This is a genomic window from Kitasatospora sp. NPDC048296 (genome assembly GCF_043201815.1).
In the GTDB taxonomy this organism is placed as follows: Bacteria; Actinomycetota; Actinomycetes; order Streptomycetales; family Streptomycetaceae; genus Kitasatospora.
Genome location: NZ_JBICZB010000002.1, coordinates 41454 through 61751 on the forward strand (window position 1 = coordinate 41454; position 20298 = coordinate 61751).

Annotated in this window: 18 protein-coding genes; 6 read left to right on the top strand and 12 right to left on the bottom strand. The window is 72.4% G+C overall.

Annotated elements, in window-relative coordinates; genetic code table 11:
* Nucleotides 1–162 precede the first annotated feature (162 nt).
* Both ACGF12_RS01925 and ACGF12_RS01930 read left to right on the top strand, forming a co-directional pair.
* A complete protein-coding gene (locus ACGF12_RS01925; RefSeq protein ID WP_393024053.1) occupies nucleotides 163–1587 on the top strand; it encodes a CoA transferase in 1425 nt (474 codons plus the stop codon).
* A 52-nt stretch (nucleotides 1588–1639) separates the two neighbouring features.
* Nucleotides 1640–2278 (top strand): DUF6461 domain-containing protein, encoded by a 639-nt coding sequence (locus ACGF12_RS01930; RefSeq protein ID WP_393024056.1) that lies wholly within the window; start codon nucleotides 1640–1642, stop codon nucleotides 2276–2278.
* A gap of 102 nt (nucleotides 2279–2380) precedes the next feature.
* Here ACGF12_RS01930 and ACGF12_RS01935 read toward each other — a convergent pair whose 3' ends face one another.
* On the bottom strand, nucleotides 2381–2980 hold the full coding sequence (locus ACGF12_RS01935; RefSeq protein WP_393024059.1) for an HdeD family acid-resistance protein: 600 nt from the start codon (nucleotides 2978–2980) through the stop codon (nucleotides 2381–2383).
* 153 nt (nucleotides 2981–3133) lie between these two features.
* On the opposite strand from ACGF12_RS01935, the gene ACGF12_RS01940 reads away from it, so the two are divergent.
* On the top strand, nucleotides 3134–4951 hold the full coding sequence (locus tag ACGF12_RS01940) for an NAD-binding protein (protein WP_393024061.1): 1818 nt from the start codon (nucleotides 3134–3136) through the stop codon (nucleotides 4949–4951).
* A 186-nt stretch (nucleotides 4952–5137) separates the two neighbouring features.
* Here the strand turns inward: ACGF12_RS01940 and ACGF12_RS01945 are convergent, their stop codons facing one another.
* The 3 genes from ACGF12_RS01945 to ACGF12_RS01955 all read right to left on the bottom strand — a co-directional run bounded on the left by ACGF12_RS01945 (nucleotide 5138) and on the right by ACGF12_RS01955 (nucleotide 7939).
* Nucleotides 5138–5917 carry an enoyl-CoA hydratase gene (locus ACGF12_RS01945; RefSeq protein ID WP_393024063.1) on the bottom strand — a complete coding sequence of 260 codons (780 nt, stop codon included), beginning with the start codon at nucleotides 5915–5917 and terminating at the stop codon, nucleotides 5138–5140.
* A gap of 219 nt (nucleotides 5918–6136) precedes the next feature.
* Nucleotides 6137–7195, bottom strand: coding sequence for an enoyl-CoA hydratase/isomerase family protein (locus tag ACGF12_RS01950; protein WP_393024065.1), 1059 nt, complete (start codon nucleotides 7193–7195; stop codon nucleotides 6137–6139).
* Between the two features lie 102 nt (nucleotides 7196–7297).
* On the bottom strand, nucleotides 7298–7939 hold the full coding sequence (locus ACGF12_RS01955) for a TetR/AcrR family transcriptional regulator (protein ID WP_393024068.1): 642 nt from the start codon (nucleotides 7937–7939) through the stop codon (nucleotides 7298–7300).
* A gap of 98 nt (nucleotides 7940–8037) precedes the next feature.
* On the opposite strand from ACGF12_RS01955, the gene ACGF12_RS01960 reads away from it, so the two are divergent.
* Nucleotides 8038–8811 (top strand): SDR family NAD(P)-dependent oxidoreductase, encoded by a 774-nt coding sequence (locus ACGF12_RS01960; protein WP_393024071.1) that lies wholly within the window; start codon nucleotides 8038–8040, stop codon nucleotides 8809–8811.
* 92 nt (nucleotides 8812–8903) lie between these two features.
* Here ACGF12_RS01960 and fahA read toward each other — a convergent pair whose 3' ends face one another.
* From fahA to ACGF12_RS01985, 5 genes are all read right to left on the bottom strand, one after another.
* Nucleotides 8904–10136 carry a fumarylacetoacetase gene (gene fahA, locus ACGF12_RS01965; RefSeq protein WP_393024073.1) on the bottom strand — a complete coding sequence of 411 codons (1233 nt, stop codon included), beginning with the start codon at nucleotides 10134–10136 and terminating at the stop codon, nucleotides 8904–8906.
* Nucleotides 10133–11062 carry a hypothetical protein gene (locus tag ACGF12_RS01970; protein WP_393024076.1) on the bottom strand — a complete coding sequence of 310 codons (930 nt, stop codon included), beginning with the start codon at nucleotides 11060–11062 and terminating at the stop codon, nucleotides 10133–10135. Before ACGF12_RS01970 ends, fahA begins: the two co-directional genes overlap by 4 nt.
* Complete coding sequence (locus tag ACGF12_RS01975; protein ID WP_393024079.1) at nucleotides 11059–12261, bottom strand: homogentisate 1,2-dioxygenase; 1203 nt, start codon at nucleotides 12259–12261, stop codon at nucleotides 11059–11061. The genes ACGF12_RS01970 and ACGF12_RS01975 overlap by 4 nt, the downstream gene beginning before the upstream one ends.
* A 42-nt stretch (nucleotides 12262–12303) precedes the next feature.
* Complete coding sequence (hppD, locus tag ACGF12_RS01980) at nucleotides 12304–13518, bottom strand: 4-hydroxyphenylpyruvate dioxygenase (RefSeq protein ID WP_380609539.1); 1215 nt, start codon at nucleotides 13516–13518, stop codon at nucleotides 12304–12306.
* Between the two features lie 250 nt (nucleotides 13519–13768).
* A complete protein-coding gene (locus ACGF12_RS01985) occupies nucleotides 13769–15136 on the bottom strand; it encodes a phosphoribosyltransferase family protein (protein WP_393024082.1) in 1368 nt (455 codons plus the stop codon).
* Nucleotides 15137–15334: 198 nt separating this feature from the next.
* Here ACGF12_RS01985 and ACGF12_RS01990 point away from each other — a divergent pair, with 198 nt between their 5' ends.
* On the top strand, nucleotides 15335–15580 hold the full coding sequence (locus ACGF12_RS01990; RefSeq protein WP_393024085.1) for a LuxR C-terminal-related transcriptional regulator: 246 nt from the start codon (nucleotides 15335–15337) through the stop codon (nucleotides 15578–15580).
* Nucleotides 15581–15661: 81 nt separating this feature from the next.
* Here ACGF12_RS01990 and ACGF12_RS01995 read toward each other — a convergent pair whose 3' ends face one another.
* The gene (locus ACGF12_RS01995) at nucleotides 15662–17362 is read right to left on the bottom strand and encodes an acyl-CoA dehydrogenase family protein (protein WP_393024087.1); all 1701 of its coding nucleotides are present in this window, start codon (nucleotides 17360–17362) and stop codon (nucleotides 15662–15664) included.
* 116 nt (nucleotides 17363–17478) lie between these two features.
* Nucleotides 17479–18063: a PadR family transcriptional regulator gene (locus ACGF12_RS02000; protein ID WP_393024090.1), complete on the bottom strand. Its 585-nt coding sequence runs from the start codon at nucleotides 18061–18063 to the stop codon at nucleotides 17479–17481.
* A gap of 210 nt (nucleotides 18064–18273) precedes the next feature.
* Here ACGF12_RS02000 and ACGF12_RS02005 point away from each other — a divergent pair, with 210 nt between their 5' ends.
* Entirely contained in the window at nucleotides 18274–18720 is a 447-nt protein-coding gene (locus tag ACGF12_RS02005) for an SPW repeat protein (RefSeq protein WP_393024092.1), read from the top strand.
* Between the two features lie 107 nt (nucleotides 18721–18827).
* Here ACGF12_RS02005 and ACGF12_RS02010 read toward each other — a convergent pair whose 3' ends face one another.
* Complete coding sequence (locus tag ACGF12_RS02010; RefSeq protein WP_393024094.1) at nucleotides 18828–20234, bottom strand: class II fumarate hydratase; 1407 nt, start codon at nucleotides 20232–20234, stop codon at nucleotides 18828–18830.
* Between the last annotated feature and the right edge of the window lie 64 nt (nucleotides 20235–20298).

Sequence of the window (20298 nt, forward strand, 5' to 3'; positions counted from 1 at the left end):
CACCGGCTGGCCGCCCGGCCTGCTCTGCTTTCCCGTCGAACCCGTCCTGACCTGCGCGAATGCCGGTGAACCGGACGGCGGGCCGCGCGGCGGGGAGGGTGGTCGGCGCCCAGTGGCGGGCGTCACGGCGGGAACGCGGGAAAGCGGAGCACAATGCCGGACATGACAGATCGTCCGATGCCGTCCGAGGGCGGGCCCGCCGACCGGCCGACCGCCGACCGTCCAACTGCTGACCGTCCGACCGCCGACACCTGGGCCGCCCTCGGCGGACCGGCCGAACTCCTGGACCGGGTGGGCTTCCACGGCTCGCAGGACGTCCTGCCCTCCGGCCTGCCGGTGCGCCGGCTCGCCCGCGCCACCGTGGCCGCCTGCTCGCTGGCCGCCGCCGAGTTGGCCGCGCACCGCGCGGGCGGGCCCGTCCCCGCCGTCCGGGTGGACGAGGGGGCCGTCGCCACCGCTTTCGTCAGCGAGCGGCACCTGGCGATCGACGGCCGTACGCCCGCCAGCTTCGCCCCGCACTCCGGGTTCTGGCGCACCGCCGACGGCTGGGTCCGCACCCACGCCAACTACCCGCACCACCGGGACCGGCTGCTCGCCGTCCTCGACCTCGCCCCGGACGCCGGGCCCGACCAGCTCGCCGAGGTGCTCGGCAAGCTGCCGGCCGAGCAGGTGCAGGAGCGCGCGTACGCGGTGGGGGCGCTCGCCGTGGCGGTCGCGCCGGTGAGTGTGGCCGTGCACCCCCTGGTGGAACGCCGGGAGACAGGGTCCGCGCCGGCCCGTCCGCTCGGCGCCGCCCCGGTGGACCGGCCCGCCGCCGGGATCCGGGTCCTCGACCTCACCCGGGTGATAGCCGGACCGGTCGCCACCCGCACCCTCGCCCTGCTGGGCGCCGACGTTCTGCGGGTCGACTCGCCCCGGCTACCCGAGGCCGAGGACGCCCACGCCGACACCGGCTTCGGCAAGCGCTCCACCCGCCTGGACCTCGCCGACCCGGCCGACCGCGCCGTCTTCGAGGGCCTGCTCGACACCGCCGACGTCGTCGTCACCGGCTACCGCCCCGGATCCCTGGACGCCCACGGCCTCGCCCTCGACGAGCTGTTCGCCCGCCGCCCCGACCTGATCCTCGCGCAGGTCTGCGCCTGGGGCTGGACCGGTCCGTGGGCCGGCCGCCGCGGCTTCGACAGCCTGGTCCAGGCCGGCGTCGGCATCGCCGTCCACGAGGCGGCCCCGGACGGCCGCCCCGGCGTCCTGCCCGCCCAGGCCCTCGACCACGGCACCGGCTACCTCCTCGCCGCCGCCGTCCTGCGCGCCCTCACCGACCAGCGCACCGACCGCCCCGGCGGCCGCCACCTGCGCTTCTCCCTGGCCGGCACCGCCTCCTGGCTGCTGCACGGCATCGAGCCCGAGCCGAAGGCCGCACCGCGCCCGGGCACCGAGCCGTACGACCCGGCGCGCCGGCTCACCGAGACCGACTCGGCGTACGGACGGCTGCGGCACGCCCTGCCGCCCATCGGCTACGAGGGCGCGCCCGTCGACTGGGCCCGCCCGCCCGGGCGTTGGGGGACGGACACGCCGGTCTGGCGCTGATCGACCAGGGGCGCGGAGGGCGCTGTCAGCGGGGTCTGGCAGCATCCTGCGCATGACCGCCGCACACGCCACCGACTACACCTGGTTCGAGAAGCGCTACCCCGTCCTGGGCGAGGCCTACTGCCTCACCCAGGTCCAGGGGGTCGGCGCCGAGGAACTGCTGCGCCGCTTCGACGCCCTGACCGGCCGGGAGGTGACCGGGCTGGACGCGGTGCTCGCCGCCTGGGAGACCTTCGACGACGGGGAGGACGAGGAGGCCGAGGAACTGTTCGACCTGGACGAGGACCGGATCCTCGTCGCCGTCGCCGAGCTCGACGGCTGGGCGCTCGCGGTCGAGCCGTACGGCTACCTCGGCAGCCTGTACGAGGTCGTCCCCCGGCTCGGCGAGGGCACCCGGCTGGTCTCGCACTTCCGGAACGTCAACGCGGCGGACCACTTCCACTGGTGGGAGCACGGCACCTGCCGGCTGGACTTCGAGCCACTCTTCGTCGACCAGCGGGACGGCACGGACGCCGAGGCCCCGGGCACCCCGGAGCTGCTGACGGCCTGCGGCTTCCAGCTGGACGGGGAGCGCTACGAGCTGCACACCGAGGCCGCGTTCGCGCTCGCCGAGCGGCTGACCGACGTCCGGCTCAGCCCGGAAAGGCTGGAGGCCGCCACCTTCCGGCTCGGCTACGCGCCTCGGCCGTAGTGGCGGAGGGGGTAGCGCGGCGCCGGGAGCAGTGGCGGCCTCCATCGAACGGTGGCCTTCTCGAACAGTGGCCTTCTCGCGCGGCCGCGGCCTGGCGGCCGGTCAGGCCCCCGAAGGGATCCGCTTGGCCCGGCTGCGCATCTGGAGGGCCGTCGCGATCTCGACCACGCCCAGGACCAGCAGCCAGCACCCGGCCAGCACGGTGAGCGCGGCGATCGAGCCGACCGGCCAGACCATCAGCAGTACACCGGCCAGGGTGTTGGCCACACCCGCGAAGGCCTGCCAGCCGCGGGCGGGCATCAGCGGGTCGGAGACCGCAGCGGCGAACTGGGTGATGCCGCGGAACAGCCAGCCGATGCCGATCCAGAGCGCGAGCAGCAGCAGCGACTGCGCCGCGCTGCGGAAGCAGAGCAGCCCGAGCAGCACGCTGATCGCGCCGCTGATGAAGGCCAGCACCCGCATCGCGGTGGCGGTGTGGGTGCCGAACGCGGCGACCAGCTGCACGATGCCGATGACCAGCAGGTAGAGGCCGAACAGCACGCCCACCACCAGCAGCGTCTCCCGGGGCCAGGAGAAGACGACGATGCCGAGTGCGAGCGAGGCCACGCCGGCGGCCAGGAGCATCTGCCAGGCGGCCCTGGCGAGCATGCCGAGCGGGCCCTGGACCGGGGTGCCGTCGGGGGTGATGATCGGAGGGGCCACGGTGGGTTACTCCTCGGGGCTGGGGGCAGAGAACGCACCCCAGCCTCATCGCTCCGCCGTCAAGCCGCGCGTTGGGTAGGTCCGTTCGAGTGACTTCCGGCAGTTGCCGGAATGACATCCTCCGGTCACTCGCTGTCGATATCATCCGGCGGTATGACTTCTGAAGGGTGGGGGACCCCTCCGGTCGAGCCGATCAGCCAGCACTACATCGTCTGCGGGGGCAACGCGCTGGCACACCGGCTGGTCCTGGAACTCGTCGAGCACTACGAGGTTCCGGTCGTCGTCCTGGTCGCCGACCGGACCCGCGACCACGCACCGCAGATCGAGCAACTCCCCGGTGTCGCCGCGGTGGTCGAGTACCCGAGCGTCACCGAGGAGGCGCTGCGCGCGGTGTCCATCGGCACCGCCCGTGGACTCGCCCTGGTCGAGGGCAGCGACCAGGAGAACATCCACGCCGCGCTCAGCGCCCAGGACCACAACCCGGACATCCGGATCGTGTTCCGGATGTTCAACCAGCGACTCGGCGAGAACATCCAACGGCTGCTCAAGAACGGCGCCGCGCTCTCCGGCTCCGCCACCGCCGCCCCGGCCTTCGCCGCCGCCGCGCTCGGACGACCCAACGCGGTCGAGGTCGACGGACGGTACCTGCACATCGCCTTCGACGACGCCATCACCTCCGACCGGATCTGCGTGGTCGCCGACCAGATCGACCGGAAGGACCTCAGCAAGATCCGTCTGCTGCCGGAACAGGAGGGCGACTCGGCCCAGTTCGTCCGCCTCGCCCGCGAGTTCGGCGACGACGGACCGGTCCTCCCCGGCGGGGTGCACCGTGAACCGGTGGTGCCGACCGCCGAGCCCGAGGAGGCGCCGGGCGGGAGAGCCGCGCTGCAGGCGCTGCCCGTCGAACCCCGGGAGCCGATCAGCTGGGCACGACGGCTGCGCTGGCGGGTGCTCGACACCATGCGGTTCTTCACCAGCGCCCGGATGCGGCTGGTGCTGCTCACCGCGCTCGCCGCGGTGCTGATGGCCTTCGGCGTGCTCTGGTACCTCAACCGGGACTTCGGCTGGACCGTCTACATCTCGCTGCTGGACCTGGCCGGCGCCGCCCAGCCCGACCAGCAGGCCGACATCGCCGCCGGGACCGGGACGGGCGGGATCTGGCAGCGGGTCGCCCAGGTGGTCATCACCATCTGCGGGATCACCTTCGCGCCGGTCGCCACCGCCATCGCGGTCGAGGTGCTCGGCTCCGGACGGCGCGGGCTGCCCCGCAACCCCAGCGCGGGCACCCGGGACCACGTGATCGTGGTCGGGCTCGGCAACGTCGGTACGCGCGTCGCGACCCAGTTGCACGAGCTTGGCGTGCCGGTGGTCTGCATGGAACGGGACCCGCAGGCCCGCGGTATCGCCGCCGTCCGGGCGCTCGGCATCCCGGTCGTGCTGGGCGACGGGCCGTTCGAGGAGCAGCTGCGCCGCGCCCGGCTGAAGCACAGTCGGGCGGTGGTCGCGGTCAGCGGGGACGACGCCACCAACCTGGAGGCGGCGCTGGAGGCGCGGCACGGCAATCCCGAGGTGCGGGTGGTGGTGCGGTTGTTCGACGACAACTTCGCCGGCCACTTCTACAAGACGCTGGACAACGCGGCCTCCCGGTCGGTGTCCTACCTGGCGGCGCCCGCCTTCGCCGCCGCCCTGATGGGCAGCGAGGTGCGCGGGACGCTGTCGGTGTTCCGGCACGTGCTGCTGATCGCCGAGCTGGGGGTGGAGGACGGCAGCGGGCTGATCGGTCTGAACCGGCACGACCTGGAGGACCCGGGCGGCGTCCGGGTGATCGCCGTCCGCTTCGCGCGCGGCACGCACCTGCAGTGGAACTTCCCGGACCGCACCCGCCAGCTGACCCCGGGCGACCGGATCGTGGTCGCCGCCACCCGCAGCGGGCTGGCACGGCTCAACACGGTGCTGGTGGAGGAGGGGTGAGGCGCGCGGCCGGGGGTGGGTGACGGCGGGTGGGTGACGGCGGACCGCAGACAGATGGCCGCGAACAGATGGCCGCGAACAGATGACGGCTGACAGATTTCATCATCTGAAATCTGTCAGCCGTCATCCGTCAGTTGTTCGTCGTCAGCGGGCGGGCGCTCCCCGCGGACCGTCCGCCCTCCGCCGTCAGCGGTTCTCGAACTTCGGCGGGCGCTTCTCGGCGAAGGCCGACATGCCCTCCTTCTGGTCCGCCGTGGCGAAGGCCGCGTGGAACAGTCGGCGCTCGAAGCGGACACCCTCCGCCAGCGTGGTCTCGAAGGCGCGGTTGACGCTCTCCTTCATCATGATCGCCGCCGGGGTGGACATCGCCGCGACGGCCTCGGCGGTGGCCAGGGCCTCCGCCAGCAGCTGGTCGGCCGGGACGATCCGGGAAACCAGGCCGGCCCGCTCGGCCTCCTCGGCGCCCATCATCCGGCCCGTCAGGCACAGCTCCATCGCCTTCGCCTTGCCGACCGCCCGGGTCAGCCGCTGCGAGCCGCCGATGCCCGGGATCACACCGAGCTTGATCTCCGGCTGCCCGAACTTCGCGGTGTCCGCGGCCAGCAGGATGTCGCACAGCATCGCCAGCTCGCAGCCGCCGCCCAGCGCGAAGCCGGCCACCGCCGCCACCACCGGCTTGCGCAGTGCGCCGATCCGGTCCCAGGGGCCCAGCCAGTCGTCCAGGTAGACGTCCGGGAAGTGGTTGCCCTGCATCTCCTTGATGTCGGCACCGGCCGCGAAGGCCTTCTCCGAACCGGTGATGACCAGACACCCGATCTCCGGGTCCCGGTCGAAGGCGGTGGCGGCCGCCACGACCTCGTTCATCAGCTGGGTGTTCAGCGCGTTGAGTGCCTTGGGTCGGTTGAGCGTGATCAGGCCCACCCGTCCCTTGCGCTCGACCAGGATCGTCTCGTAGGTCTCGGTCATCGCCGTTGACTCCCATTCCGCTGTTCGGCGCCGCGCGGGCGCGCCCTGACCACCCAACGATCTACGACGCGCCCCGCCTCGCGCCAGTCTTGACATGCGAGACGCCGGTCACGAGCGTGGCGGAGTTCCCGGTCCCGGGTGGGTCATGGCGCTCCAGGCGTTCCGGGGAGAGGAAAGGGGAGCAGGGGGAGGAGTCGGTGGGATCCGGTCGGGCCGGGGTCAGGCCAGGCCCAGCTCGTCGTCCCCGCGCGGGGCGAGGAAGCGCGCGACGTCCGCCTCCGTCACCTCGGCGAGCGTGCGCGGCGACCACTGCGGGTTGCGGTCCTTGTCGACCACCTGGGCGCGGATGCCCTCGACCAGGTCGTGGCCGTCCAACGCGGCGCAGGAGATGCGGTACTCCTGGTCGAGCACGGCCTTCAGCGAGGGCAGCGTACGGGCCCGGCGCAGCGCGGCCAGGGTGACCTTGACGGCGGTGGGGGAGTTCCCGAGGACCAGTCCGGCGGCCTCCTTCGCGTCCGGCACACCGGAGTCGAGCAGCCGCTCGACGATCTCCTCGACGGTGTCGGCCGCGTAGCAGGCGTCGATCCACTCGCGCCGGGCGGCGAGTTCGGCTGGCGGCGCGGGCTCGGCGTGCGCGGTGACGGTGGCGGCTGGATCGGCGCTGCCGGCGAGGGCGTCGAGCAGCTCGGGGAGGCGTGCGGACGGGACGTAGTGGTCCGCGAAGCCGCAGAGCAGGGCGTCGCCGGGTCCCATCGAGGCCGAGGTGAGCCCGAGGTGGGTGCCCAACTCGCCCGGGGCGTGGGCGAGCAGGCGGCTGCCCCCGACATCCGGGACGAGCCCGATCCGGGTCTCGGGCATCGCGACCACGGAGCGCTCGGTGACGATCCGCACCGCGCCGTGCGCGGACAGGCCGACGCCGCCGCCCATCGTGATGCCGTCCATCACCGCGACGTACGGCTTCGGGTAGTCGGCGATCAGCGCGTTCAGCCGGTACTCGTCGCGGAAGAAGGCGCGGGTGCCGGCCCCGCCCGCCTTGGCGTCGTCGTGCATCGCGCGGATGTCCGCACCGGCGCAGAGGCCGCGCTCGCCGGCGCCGGTCAGCACGACCGCGCGCACCCGGCCGTCTGCGGCCCAGTCGTCCAGGGTCGCGCGCAGGGCGGTGATCATGCCGTGGGTCAGGGAGTTGAGCGCCCGCGGGCGGTTGAGCACGATCCGGCCGAGGCCGCCGTCGCCGTTCTCGTCCAGGAAGGCCCGGACCTCCGCCACCTCTACGCTCATCGGACCCGCTCCCGTCCCTCGGTGATGTGGACTTCCGCGCTCCACCGTACCGGGGAGGGCGGGTGGCCGTGATCGCCGGGCCGGGACCGGGTGGCTCGGCGGCTACGGCCAGGCGCGCAGGGCGAGTTCGGCGGTGTGGGTCAGGTCGTCGGCGGTGGCGCCGTCGCGGGCCTGCTGGGACATGCCCTGGATCACCGCGGCGAGGTACCCGGCCAGAGCCTTCGGATCCGCCCCGGGCGGCAGTTCGCCGTCGTGCCGCGCGGTGCGCAGACGGTCCTCGAAGACCTGCTTGTTCCGGTTGCGCAGCTCGCGCAGGTGCGCCTGGACCTCGGCGTCCTGTGGGGTGACGTTGGTGGCGGCGGTGATCACCAGGCAGCCCGCCGGGTGGGACGGGTCCGGGTAGATGGCGGCGGCCTCGCGCAGGATGCGGGCGAAGGCGCCGCGGGCGGTGGGCTCCTCCGCCAGTGCGACGCCGACGAACGCGCCGACGGGGGAGTGGCCGTACTGGCGGACGACCTCCTCGAAGAGCGTCCGCTTGTCGCCGAAGGCGGCGTAGAGGCTGCCCGGACGGATGCCCATCGCGGTGGTGAGGTCGGTGACGGAGGTCGCCTCGTAGCCGCGCTCCCAGAACAGCCGGGTGGCCGCGGCCAGGGCCTCGTCCCGGTCGAAGGCCGGCGGGCGGCCGCGCCTGGGGCGGGTCGGGGTGCCGGCCGTCGTGCTCTCGGGTGCCGCTGCCTCGGTCATGTGCTGGATTTTAGAGCAGTCACTCAAAAAGTGTGTGCTAGGTTCTTTCTTGAGCGATCGCTCAATAATTATCGATTGCGGCAGGAGGGGGCTCGGCCATGGGTGCGAACGGGCTTCAGGGCAAGACGGCACTGGTCACGGGCGGCAGCAGGGGGATCGGTCGGGCGATCGCCCGACGGCTCGGGCGGGACGGCGCCGTCGTCGCCGTCGGTTGTGCCCGCGACGAGGCGGCGGCGCAGGAGGTGGTGGCGGGCATCCGCGCCGACGGCGGGCGGGCCTTCGCGCTGCGGGCCGAACTCGGGCGGCGCGGGGCCGCGGCGGCGCTGTGGGAGGCCTTCGACGCGGAGATCGGGGCGCACGCGCCCGCCGGCGGGGTCGACATCATCGTGAACAACGCCGGGATCGGGCGCAGTTCGGACCTCGCCACGCTCACCGAGGAGGGGTTCGACGAGGTGTTCGCGGTCAACGTCCGCGCGCCGTTCTTCGTGGTGCAGCACGGGCTGGACCGGTTGCGCGACGGCGGCCGGATCATCAACATCTCCAGCGGCGCCGCCCGGGTGGCGATGCCGGAGATCATCGCCTACGGCGCGACCAAGGGGGCGCTGGACACCTTCACGCTCAACCTCGCCAAGCAGCTCGGCCCGCGCGGGATCACGGCGAACTCGGTCGCGCCCGGCATCGTGGACACGGACGTCAACGCGGGCTGGCTGCGCGGCAACGCGCAGGCGCAGGCGTACGCGGCCTCGGTCGCCGCGCTCGGGCGGGTCGGGCAGCCGGAGGACATCGCGGACATCGTCGCGTTCCTGGCCTCCGATGACGCGCGCTGGGTGACGGGGCGGGTCATCGACGCCACGGGCGGGGCAGGGCTGTAGACGGACGCGGGAAAACGGATGACAGCTGACAGATGATGAAATCTGTCAGCTGTCAGCTGCTATCTGTTATCCGTCGCGAAGGGCGCTCATCACTACCCCCGCACCCGCCCGGTCACCTCGCCGAACCCGACCACCGCGCCGTCCGGCCCCGGGGCCGTGGCGGTGATGGTGACCTCGTCGCCGTCCTCCAGGAAGGTCCGGGTCGTCCCGTCCGGCAGCTTCACCGGCTCCTCGCCGTTCCAGGTCAGCTCGATCAGCGCGCCCCGGGTGTCCGGCTCCGGCCCGCTGACGGTGCCCGAGGCGAACAGGTCGCCCGTGCGCAGCGAGGCGCCGTTGACGGTCATGTGGGTCAGCTGCTGCTGCGCCGTCCAGTACATCGCGGCGAACGGCGGCCGGGAGATCGGGTGCCCGTTCAGCCGGACCTCCATCGCCAGGTCCAGGCCCCACGGCTCGTTGCCCCGGTCGTCGAGGTACGGCAGCGGCTCGACGTCGCGCTCCGGCGGCGCGACCCGGGCGTGCTCCAGGGCGTCCAGCGGCACGATCCACGGCGAGACCGAGGTGGCGAAGGACTTGCCGAGGAAGGGGCCGAGCGGCACGTACTCCCAGGCCTGGATGTCGCGCGCCGACCAGTCGTTGAGCAGGCAGACGCCGAACACGTGCTCGCGGAAGTCGTCCAGCACGACCGGCCGCCCCAGCTGCGAGGGCGTGCCGACGACGAAGCCGACCTCGGCCTCGATGTCCAGCCGACGCGAAGGCCCGAAGGTCGGCGCGGCATCGGCCGGCGCCTTGCGCTGCCCGTGCGGACGCACCACCGGCGTGCCGGACACCACCACGGTGCCCGCCCGGCCGTGGTAACCGATCGGCAGGTGCTTCCAGTTGGGGGTGAGCGGCTCCGCGCCCGGGCGGAAGATCCGGCCCAGGTTGCTGGCGTGGTGCTCGGAGGCGTAGAAGTCGACGTAGTCCGCGACCTCGAACGGCAGGTGCAGCTCGACCTCGTCCGCCGGCAGCAGCGCGGGCGAGAGCGCCTCGCGGAAGGACTCGTCGGTCAGCCAGGCGGTCAGGTCGGAGCGCACCTGCGTCCAGACCGAACGTCCGGCCGCCATCAGCGGGTTGAGCGAGTCGGCCGCCAGCAGCACGGACGGCGCCCCGGCGGCGCGGGCGGCCGCCCCGGCGTCCAGCACGAAGTCCCCGACACGCACGCCGATCCGGCGCCGGCCGGGCTGGTCGGCGGCGGTGAAGACGCCGTACGGCAGGTTGTGCACGCCGAACGGCGAGTCCTGGGCGCTGGCGAGCCAGCTGCGCGGGCTGCTGGGGGTGGTGCTCAACGGTCCTCCTGGGGCAGTGGATCGGGCGACGACAGCAGGCCGAGTGCGGCCAGGTCGCCCAGCGGCTCGGCGATGCTGCAGGTGCCGAACGCGGTGAACGAGTTGCGGATCACCGTAACCTGACGATCGGTCAGCGCGCGTGCCGCCTTGGCCAGCACCTCGCCGTCCCGCTCCGCCAGCACCGCCGCCGCGGCCGCCCGGTCGGTCTCCTGCGCGGCCAGCAGCACGTTCAGGAAGCCGTGGTGCTCGAAGCCGGTCTCCGGATCGGTGTGCCGGACGGCGTTGTGCAGCCCGGCCGTGCACTTGTACGGCAGGCCGCGCAGCGCGCAGCCGGTGAGGAAGGCGGCCAGCTCGTCCTCGTCCGGGAACGCCTCCGCGACCAGCCCGCCGGTGCGGAACTTCGCCCGGTACGGGCTGTCGACCAGTACGTCCAGGACCGCGTCCAGCCCGTCCCCGCGCAGGAGTTCGCGCGGCAGCTCGACGGCGGCCGGTACGTGCGGCGGCAGCAGCCGGTCCAGTTCGGCGACCGCCTCGGCGGCGTCCCGGGTGGCCAGTTCGACACCGGCCAGCTCGAACGGCGCGGCGGCGGCGAGCGCCGGGGCGAGCTCCGCGCTGCCCCCCGGCAGCACGAGTCCGACCCTGAGCGGCGTGGCGCCCGCCTCCTCCGCGCCCCTCGCGGTCGCGGTGGCCACGGCAGCTGAGGCCGGGGGCGTCGCGCCGCCCGTCACCACGGCGGCCAACTCGCCCAGTCGGCCCGCCCCGCAGAGGAACGGGCCGACCGCCTCGGCGTACCAGGCCGCGCGGTGGACGCGGTGGGCGGGCACCGCCTCGGCGACCGGCAGGTTCCCCGGGGGGAACACCGCCGCGTCGTCGAAGAGCCCGCGGAACAGCTCGGGGATCACACCCGTGGCGACTGGAGCGCTCATCGCCCGGGCCCCCGACCGGCCCAGGTCCAGGCGTAGTTGTCGTCCTCGCTGGCCCGTCCGCCCTCGCCGAGCTCCAGCGGCCGGAAGGTGTCCACCATGACGGCCAGCTCGTCGAAGAAGTCCACGCCGATGCTGCGCTCGTACGCGCCCGGCTGCGGCCCGTGGGTGTGCCCACCCGGGTGCAGCGAGATCGAGCCCTGGGCGATGCCCGAGCCCTTGCGGGCCGCGTAGTCGCCGCCGCAGTAGAACATGACCTCGTCACTGTCCACGTTGGCGTGGTAGTACGGCACCGGGATCGACAGCGGGTGGTAGTCCACCTTGCGGGGGACGAAGTTGCAGATCACGAAGTTGTTGCCCTCGAACACCTGGTGGGCCGGCGGCGGCTGGTGGATCCGGCCGGTGATCGGTTCGAAGTCCCGGATGTTGAAGGCGTACGGGTACAGGCAGCCGTCCCAGCCGACCACGTCGAAGGGGTGGTGCGGCACGGTGTAACGGGTGCCCGAAACCCCGTTCGGGCCACGGTGCTTGACCAGAACGTCGACGTCCCCGGGGGTGTCGACCACGAGCGGCCCGACCGGCCCGCGGAAGTCCCGCTCGCAGTACGGCGCGTGCTCCAGCAGCTGCCCGTACTTGGACAGGTAGCGCTTGACCGGGGTGATGTGGCTGTTCGCCTCGATGCAGTAGGCGCGCAGCGGCTCGTCCCCGGAGGGCACCCAGCGGTGGGTGGTGGCCCGGGGGATGATCACGTAGTCGCCCTGGCCGACCTCGATCGAGCCGAAGACCGTCTCGACCGTCCCCGAGCCGGACTCCACGTACACGCACTCGTCGCCGAGCCCGTTGCGGTACAGCTCGCTGGGGGCCCCGGCGGCGACGTACGAGATCCGCACGTCACCGTTGCCGAGGACCAGGCGGCGGCTGTTCACGACGTCCGCGGACTTCCACTCCTGGCCCGCGAACAGCTCGTGCAGCTTGAGGTGGCGGGGGAGCAGGGGATGGTTGGGCACCGTGGACTGGTCCGGCAGCTCCCAGGGCACCGCGTTGACCACCGCCGAGGGGATGCCCCGGTGGTAGAGCAGCGACGAGTCGGAGGAGAACCCCTCCTCGCCCATCAGCTCCTCGTAGTACAGCCCGCCTTCGGGTGTGCGGTGCTGGGTGTGCCGCTTGGGCGGGATGTTGCCCAGCTGCCGGTAGTACGCCATCTCCGTGCTCCTCCTCGACCGTCCGTCAGGGTGTCCTGACGCTCACAGGTTGCCGCGACGGTCCTGCTCGCGCTCGATGGACTCGAACAGCGCCTTGAAGTTGCCCTTGCCGAAGCCCAGCGAACCGTGGCGCTCGATGAACTCGTAGAAGACGGTCGGGCGGTCGCCGATCGGCTTGGTGAAGATCTGCAGCAGGTAGCCGTCCTCGTCGCGGTCGACCAGGATGCCGCGCTTCTTCAGCTCCTCGATCGGCACCCGGACCTTGCCGATCCGCTCGCGCAGCTCCGGGTCGTCGTAGTAGGCGTCCGGGGTGTTGAGGAACTCCACGCCGCGCGAGCGCAGCACGTCCACGGTGGTCAGGATGTCGTTGGTGGCGAGCGCCATGTGCTGGCAGCCGGGGCCGGTGTAGAACTCCAGGTACTCGTCGATCTGGGACTTCTTCTTGGCGATGGCCGGCTCGTTGAGCGGGAACTTCACCCGGTGGTTGCCGCTGGCGACGACCTTGGACATCAGGGCGGAGTACTCGGTGGCGATGTCGTCGCCGACGAACTCGGCCATGTTCACGAAGCCCATGACCCGGTTGTAGAACTGGACCCACTCGTCCATCCGGCCGAGCTCGACGTTGCCCACGGCGTGGTCGAGGGCCTGGAACAGGCGCTTGGGCGAGCCCTCCGGGTGGGTGACGCCGCTCTTCGCGGTGACGTAGCCCGGCAGGTACGGGCCGCTGTAGCGGGAGCGGTCGATCAGGGTGTGGCGGGTCTCGCCGTAGGTGGCGATGGCCGCGCGGCGCACGGTGCCGTTCTCGTCCGAGACGTCGTTCGGCTCCTCCAGGACGGTGGCGCCGGTCGCCCGGGCGTGCTCGATGCACTTGTCGACGTCCGGGACCTCGAGGGCGAGGTCGACCACGCCGTCACCGTGGCGGCGGTGGTGGTCCAGCAGCGGGCTGTCCGGCTGGACGCCGCCCTTGATCACGAAGCGGCAGGAGCCGGAGCGGAGGACGTACGCCTTGCGGTCGCGGCGGCCGGTCTCCGGACCGGAGTAGGCGACCAGCTCCATGCCGAACACGACCTGGTAGAACTGCGCGGTCTGGGTGGCGTTGCCGACCACGAAGACGACCGCGTCCTGCGCGGTGACCGGGAACGGGTCGGTGCTGGCGTCGTGCTCGACGAGGCCGACGAGGCGGCGCAGCTGGTCGGTGTCGAGACCGGCCTCGCGCTCCTCGGGGGTCAACTCAAGGGCGTGGGACTGCGTGGTCATCGCTCGTTCCTCCACTCTGGGCCTCGGCGCTGAGGCTTGTGCTGGATCGCGTGGCTCGCGTGGATCGCGGCCGCCCGGCGAACAAATGCGCGGTGCGGATGGCGCAGAGCTTGCTCCTGTCCGAGTGGTTGGGCAACAGGTCGATTTTTTACTGCTCAATGTGTACAAGCTGATTAGGAAATCCCGCCTCGGGCTGCGCAAAATGTGCTGCCCAGCAGCGGTGGTCGCACGAATTCTGCGCAACCGGCGGCTACGGGCTCTCGTCGGCTGAGTCAGCAGGTGACCCGGAAGGCGACTCGGCAGGCGACTCGGCAGGCGGGAGGTGGCGCAGGAACCAGTCCCCGGCCAGCTCGGCGACCCGGTCGAGCGTGCCCGGCTCCTCGAACAGGTGGCTCGCGTGCGGCACCACCACCAGCTCGCTCTCGCAGCGCAGCCGGGCCCGGGCCTGCCGGTTGAGGTCGATCACGACGGTGTCCAGGGCGCCGACCAGCAGCAGCGTCGGTGCGCTCACCTCGCCCAGCACCTGCGGACCGGCGAGGTCCGGGCGCCCGCCCCGGGAGACCACGGCGCGCACCGCCGGGCCCAGCGTGGCGGCGGTGTGCAGCGCGGCGGCGGCGCCGGTGCTGGCACCGAACAGGCCCAGCGGCAGGCCACGGGTCTCCGCGAGCCCGCCCAGCCGACCGGCGACGGAGGTCAGCCGCGAGCCCAGCAGGCCGACGTCGAACACCTTGCGCCGGTCCGGCTCCTCGGCCTCGGTGAGCAGGTCGAACAGCAGCGTGCCCAGCCCGGCACGGTTCAGGTACCGGGCGACGTGCCGGTTGCGCGGGCTGTGCCGCCCGCTGCCGCTGCCGTGCGCGAACACCACGATGCCGCGCGCCCCGCCCGGGACGGTCAGCCGGCCCGCGAGCCGGACCCCGGCGGCCGGCAGCACCAGCTCGCGGTCGACCCCGGCGGGCTCCGGGGACCGCTCACCCCTGGCCTCGGCCAGCAGCGCCAGCACCTCCTCGTCGCCGGTCTGCGAGAAGTCGGCGTAGAACTCACCGATCGCGAAGAACGGGGACGGCGTGTCGACGCAGACCAGCTCGTCGGCGACCTCGGTCAGGCGCTCGGTCCAGTCCACAGGTGCCACCGGCACGGCGAGCACCACCCGGGCCGCGCCGCGCGCCCGGACGATCCGGCAGGCGGCCTTGGCGGTGGAGCCGGTGGCGATGCCGTCGTCCACCACGACCACGGTGCGCCCGCGCAGGTCGGCGGCCGGACGGTCGCCCCGGTAGCGGCGGGCCCGGCGCTCCAGCTCGGCGCGCTCGCTCCGCTCCACCGCCGCCAGCTGGTCGTCGGTGATCCCGGCGAGCCGGATGACGTGCTCGTTCAGTACCCGCACGCCGTCCTCGCCGATCGCCCCCATGCCCAGCTCGGGCTGGTACGGCACGCCGAGCTTGCGGATCACGCAGATGTCCAGCGGCGCGCCGAGCGCCGCCGCCACCTGGGCGGCCACCGGCACCCCGCCGCGCGGCAGCGCGACCACCACGGTGTCGGCACCGCCCAGGTGGCTGAGGCGGGCGGCCAGGCGCCGGCCCGCGTCGGTGCGGTCGGTGAAGTGGGTTCCGGTGACGTGCATGACACGGCCTCCGAGTTCCACCGTACGCCGATCCGCTACGCCGCTCCCGGGCCCGTCGCGGCGGGGCCGGTACGGGGCGCCGACGTCGGGCTGGGACGGGCGTGGGCGCCGGGCTGGGACGGGGCCGAGACGGGGCCGAGACGGGCGTGGGCGCCCGGCCGGGACGGGCCGGGGCCGCCCGGGCGGACTCCCGGGACCGTGCCTGCCGAGCCCCGGGACACGGGTGGGCACGGGGCCGGAACCGGGACGGGGTGGCACCCCCGCGCGGCCGAGGTGCCGGACCCGGTCGCGCGTGGCTACGACAACCGGTGGATCGTCCGGGAGCTGGTGGTCGCGGAGAGGACCGTCCGCAACCACGTCACCCGCGTCTTCGAGAAGCTGCACGTCGCCACGCGCGCCGAGGCGGTCACCCGGGTGTGCGGCACGGGGCTCGGGGGCGGCTGAGCTCGCCCGGATCGGTCCGGGGGTGCCGGTCCGCCGACCGGCACCCCCGGGGTCTCACTGGTACTTCCGATCCTTCCGGTCCTACGGCTGCATCTCGTACGCGCCGGACAGCGCCTCGACCCGCGCCCACACCTTCGCGGCGCGCTCGGCGTCCGCGACCGGGCGGCGCACGTTCGCCAGCGCCCAGGCGGCCTGCTCCTCGGTGGTGGAGGCCTTGCCGTGCAGCTCGGTGGCGTGCGCGGAGAAGTCGCGGACCAGGGCGTCGAAGATCTGGTCCAGCACGTCGGCCGGCAGGTCGGTCAACTCGGCCTGCTCCAGGACCAGCTGGCCGTAGACGATCAGCGCGAACAGCTGGCCGATCTCCAGCAGGAAGTCCAGGTCGGCCTGCTGCTCCTTGCCCGGCGCGTTCTTGAGCAGCAACTCGCAGAAACCGTCGGCCTGTTCGCGGAAGCGGGCGACGTTCGGCAGCTGCGCGTGGCGGTCGTAGGCGGCGCGCCAGTCGTGGAAGCGGATCGCGCCGAGGCCGCGGGCCGGACCCTGGCGGAACAGGAAGGCGTCGTCGGCGGCGTCCAGGCGGGTCGGCACCGGGGCGTAATCGGCGGGCGCGAACAGGTAGTTGCCCATGAACTTGAGGATCAGCGCCAGGTTGACGTGGACGGTGCCCTCCAGCTTCGGCAGGCCGCGGATGTCCTTGGCGGCCTTGTCGAAGTAGGTGTCCGCCTCGAAGCCCTTGGCCGCGATGACGTCCCACATCAGGTCGATGACCTTCTCGCCCTCGGTGGTGACCTTCATCTTGGTCATCGGGTTGAACAGCAGGTAGCGGCGGTCCTCGGAGGACGCGGTGCGGAAGTAGTCCACGGCCCGGGCGCTGAACAGCTTCATCGCCACCAGGCGGGCGTAGGCGTCGGTCAACTCCCGCCGCACGTGCGGGAAGTCGGTGACCTTCTTGCCGTACAGCACCCGGTTGTGGGCGTGCGTGAGGGCCTCGTACATCGCGTGCTCGCAGATGCCGACCGAGGCGGTGCAGAGGTTGAACTTGCCGACGTTGACGGTGTTCAGCGCGGCGTCGAAGGCGGCCTGGCCGGTGTGCAGCACGTCCTCGGCGCGGACCGGGTAGTCCTCCAGCCGGAACTCGCTGACGTACATCTGGGCGTTCACCACGTTCTTGACCAGGTGGTACGCCTCGTGGCGGCTGTCGGCGGCGAAGAAGACGTAGCCCTCCGGGCCCTCGACGTCCGAGCGGCGGCCGAAGACCGAGACCAGGCCGGCCACGTTGCCGTTGCCGATGTAGTACTTGGGGCCGGTCGCGGTGAAGCCGCCCTCGCCGTCCGGGGTGAGGATCATGTCGGTGGAGTAGATGTCGGCGCCGTGGGTGCGCTCGGACAGGCCGAAGGCCATCACGTGGCCCTCGGCGAGGAGCTTGGCGGCGCGGGCCCGGACGGCCTCGTTCTCGCTCTGCCAGACCGGGCCGAGGCCCAGGATGGTGACCTGCCAGGTGTACCAGTAGCCGAGGCCGTAGAAGCCGAGGATCTCGTTCAGCTCGGCGATCCGCGCGGTGTCCCAGCGCTTGGCGGGGTCGGCCGTGGCGGGGGTCAGGAACTCCGCGAACAGACCCTCCTGGGCGGCGAATTCGAGGAAGTCGGCGTACCAGGTGCGGTCGATGTAGGTGTCGATGAGCGCCTTCTTGCCGCGGGACTCGAACCAGTCGACGGTCGCGCGCAGCAGACGGCGGGTCGGCTCGTCGAACTGCGCGGGGTCGTAGGTGCGCGGGTTGAAGAGCATCAGGGGCTCCCGGGGGTCGAGGGTGTGAGGACTCGGCGAACGGAGTTCAGCGAACGGAATTCAGCAGGCAGGGTTCAGCGGTCGGAGTTCAGCAGACAGATTTCAGATGACAGATTTCAGACCCTGTTATCTGAACCCTGTTCCCCGCCACCGGCCCGCTCGCCCGCGAGCCGGCGCAGCGTGGCGAGCACGTCGTCGAGCCAGGCGAGGGTCATCCGCTCGTACTCGATGCCGCCGCGCAGCACCACGTGCTGGAGCTCCTGCCGGGTGTCGAGGGCGGTGAGGTCGGGGAAGTCCCGCTGCTCGCCGTGCAGGTAGCGGGCGAGCAGGGCGGCGTGGCTCTCGCGGTGCCGCTCGACCTCGGAGACCAGCGCGGCCGGGTCGTCGAAGGCGGCGGCGCGGATCTTGACCGCGAGTTCGTGCCGTACGGTCTCCGGCTCGACCGGCTCGCGCAGCCAGTCGGCCAGTGCCGCCCGGCCCGGCCCGGCCGCCGAGTAGACCTTCTTGTCCGGTCGGCCGTCCTGCGCGACCTCCTCCGCCGCGATCCAGCCGTCCGCTTCCATTCGCCGCAGCACCCGGTAGATCTGCTGGTGGGTGGCGGTCCAGAAGCGTCCGATGGAGCGGTCGAAGCGCCGGGCCAGCTCGTAGCCGGAGCCGGGCTGCTCCAGCAGCGAGACGAGGATCGCGTGCTCCAGTGCCATGCCCGCATCCTGCTATGCAACGAGTTGCATAGGCAATGGGCCCTTGGAGTGTTGAGACGCAGGTCACCGGCGTGATCGGATGGTTATCGATCATTCCCGACTATCAGGTGCAAAACGGTAGAGAAGCGCCAGAATAGGTACGGGGCAAGCCCCTTCCCTGGTCCGAACCACATGGAGGTGGTATCGGTGGCAACCCATATGCCGACGGGCATGGAGCACCACCCGGACATCGTCGAACTCCGGGAGCACTACGAGCGGGTCACCTTGACTCCCCGCGCCCAGGGCGCCGAAGCCCTGGCCGTACTGGCCGGCCTCTTCCTGGCGGCATCGCCGTGGATCGTCGGTTTCAGCGCGTTCAGCACCCTGACCGTGACCTGCCTGATCGTGGGTCTGGCCTACACGGCGCTGATGGCCGGCTACGGATCGGCCTACGAACGGACGCACGCGCGGGCCTGGGCGGCCACCGCGCTCGGTGTCTGGACGATCCTCTCCCCCTGGGCCGTCTCCGGGTCCGTCGCGCTCGGCAGGAACATCGTCACCTGCGTCATCGCCGGTGCCGTGATGTTCCTGCTCGGCCTCGCGGCGATCTCGATGGCCACGATCACAGCGAACGGAGCAGCGATGCGGCTCGGCCGGGCCGGCCGCGCCAAGGGCTGATCTTCCCCACAGCCCGTGTCCGGGGCGCGGAGGGCGCGAGCCCGCCACGCCCCGGCGCGCGTTCGACGGGAACGCCCACGACTGCGGAAGTGCGACTGCGCAACCGCCTACGGATGGGTCATCCGCAGCACATCCAGCGCCTGGTCCAACTGCTCCTCGGTGAGCTTGCCCTGCTCGACGTACCCGCGCTCCAGCACCACCTGACGGATCGTCTTCCGCTCGGCCAGTGCCTGCTTGGCGACCTTCGCCGCCTCCTCGTACCCGATGTACCGGTTCAGCGGCGTCACCACCGAGGGCGAGGACTCCGCGTACTCGCGGGCCCGTTCGACGTTGGCGGTGATGCCGTCCACCGTCCGGTCGGCCAGCAGCCGGGCGCTGTTGGTGAGCAGCCGCACCGACTCCAGTACGTTGCGGGCGATCACCGGGAGCATCACGTTCAGCTCGAAGTTGCCGCTCGCGCCGGCCAGCGTCACCGTCGCGTCGTTGCCGACCACCTGGGCGGCGACCATCAGCACCACCTCGGGCAGCACCGGGTTCACCTTGCCCGGCATGATGGACGAACCCGGCTGCAGGTCCGGCAGGTTGATCTCGCCGAGGCCGGTGCGCGGGCCTGACCCCATCCACCGCAGATCGTTCGCGATCTTGGTGAACCCGACCGCCACCGTGCGCAGTTGACCGCTCAGCTCGACCAGCGCGTCCCGCGCGCCCTGCGCCTCGAAGTGGTCCCGGGCCTCGGTCAGCGGCAGGTCGGTGGCGCGGGCCACCTCCTCGATGACCGCCGCCGGGAAGCCGGGCGGGGTGTTGATGCCGGTGCCCACCGCCGTTCCGCCGAGGGGCAGTTCGGCGACCCGGGGGAGTGTCGCCAGCAGTCGCTCCCGCCCGTGCCGCACCTGCGCCGCGTAGCCGCCGAACTCCTGGCCGAGCGTGACGGGCGTGGCGTCCATCAGATGGGTGCGGCCCGACTTGACCACCTGCGCGAACTCGGCCGCCTTGCGCTCCAGCGACTCCGCCAGGTGCTCCAGCGCCGGGATCAGGTCGTGGGTGACGGCGGCGGTCGCGGCGATGTGGATCGAGGAGGGGAAGACGTCGTTGGACGACTGGCTCGCGTTCACCTGGTCGTTCGGGTGGACGGGCCGTCCCAGCCGCTCGCCGGCCAGGGTGGCGATCACCTCGTTGGCGTTCATGTTCGAGGAGGTGCCCGAACCGGTCTGGAACACGTCCACCGGGAACTGGTCGTCCCAGCGGCCTTCCGCGACCTCCTCGGCCGCCGCCGCGATCGCCCCGGCCGTCTCCTCGTCCAGGACCCCGAGGCGGGCGTTCACCCGGGCCGCCGCCGCCTTGATCCGGGCCAGCGCGGCGATGTGCGCGCGCTCCAGGCGCTGGCCGGACACCGGGAAGTTCTCCACCGCCCGCTGCGTCTGCGCCTGCCACTTCGCGTCGGCCGGCACCCGCACCTCGCCCATCGAGTCGTGCTCGACCCGGTAGTCCTGCGACTTCTCCCGCTCGTCACCCATCGCGCGCTGCACCTCCTGTACGGGCCCGCTCGGCCCGGTCACGGGTCCACCGGTCCGCCGATCC

What these genes read in the sequence shown, in the direction of transcription:
- ACGF12_RS01925 (WP_393024053.1), top strand. Translation starts at nt 163, where the DNA reads ATGACAGATCGTCCGATGCCGTCCGAGGGCGGGCCCGCCGACCGGCCG.
- ACGF12_RS01930 (WP_393024056.1), top strand. Translation starts at nt 1,640, where the DNA reads ATGACCGCCGCACACGCCACCGACTACACCTGGTTCGAGAAGCGCTAC.
- ACGF12_RS01940 (WP_393024061.1), top strand. Translation starts at nt 3,134, where the DNA reads ATGACTTCTGAAGGGTGGGGGACCCCTCCGGTCGAGCCGATCAGCCAG.
- ACGF12_RS01945 (WP_393024063.1), bottom strand. Translation starts at nt 5,917, where the DNA reads ATGACCGAGACCTACGAGACGATCCTGGTCGAGCGCAAGGGACGGGTG.
- ACGF12_RS01950 (WP_393024065.1), bottom strand. Translation starts at nt 7,195, where the DNA reads ATGAGCGTAGAGGTGGCGGAGGTCCGGGCCTTCCTGGACGAGAACGGC.
- ACGF12_RS01955 (WP_393024068.1), bottom strand. Translation starts at nt 7,939, where the DNA reads ATGACCGAGGCAGCGGCACCCGAGAGCACGACGGCCGGCACCCCGACC.
- ACGF12_RS01960 (WP_393024071.1), top strand. Translation starts at nt 8,038, where the DNA reads ATGGGTGCGAACGGGCTTCAGGGCAAGACGGCACTGGTCACGGGCGGC.
- ACGF12_RS01970 (WP_393024076.1), bottom strand. Translation starts at nt 11,062, where the DNA reads ATGAGCGCTCCAGTCGCCACGGGTGTGATCCCCGAGCTGTTCCGCGGG.
- ACGF12_RS01975 (WP_393024079.1), bottom strand. Translation starts at nt 12,261, where the DNA reads ATGGCGTACTACCGGCAGCTGGGCAACATCCCGCCCAAGCGGCACACC.
- hppD (WP_380609539.1), bottom strand. Translation starts at nt 13,518, where the DNA reads ATGACCACGCAGTCCCACGCCCTTGAGTTGACCCCCGAGGAGCGCGAG.
- ACGF12_RS01985 (WP_393024082.1), bottom strand. Translation starts at nt 15,136, where the DNA reads ATGCACGTCACCGGAACCCACTTCACCGACCGCACCGACGCGGGCCGG.
- ACGF12_RS01995 (WP_393024087.1), bottom strand. Translation starts at nt 17,362, where the DNA reads ATGCTCTTCAACCCGCGCACCTACGACCCCGCGCAGTTCGACGAGCCG.
- ACGF12_RS02000 (WP_393024090.1), bottom strand. Translation starts at nt 18,063, where the DNA reads ATGGCACTGGAGCACGCGATCCTCGTCTCGCTGCTGGAGCAGCCCGGC.
- ACGF12_RS02005 (WP_393024092.1), top strand. Translation starts at nt 18,274, where the DNA reads ATGGAGCACCACCCGGACATCGTCGAACTCCGGGAGCACTACGAGCGG.
- ACGF12_RS02010 (WP_393024094.1), bottom strand. Translation starts at nt 20,234, where the DNA reads ATGGGTGACGAGCGGGAGAAGTCGCAGGACTACCGGGTCGAGCACGAC.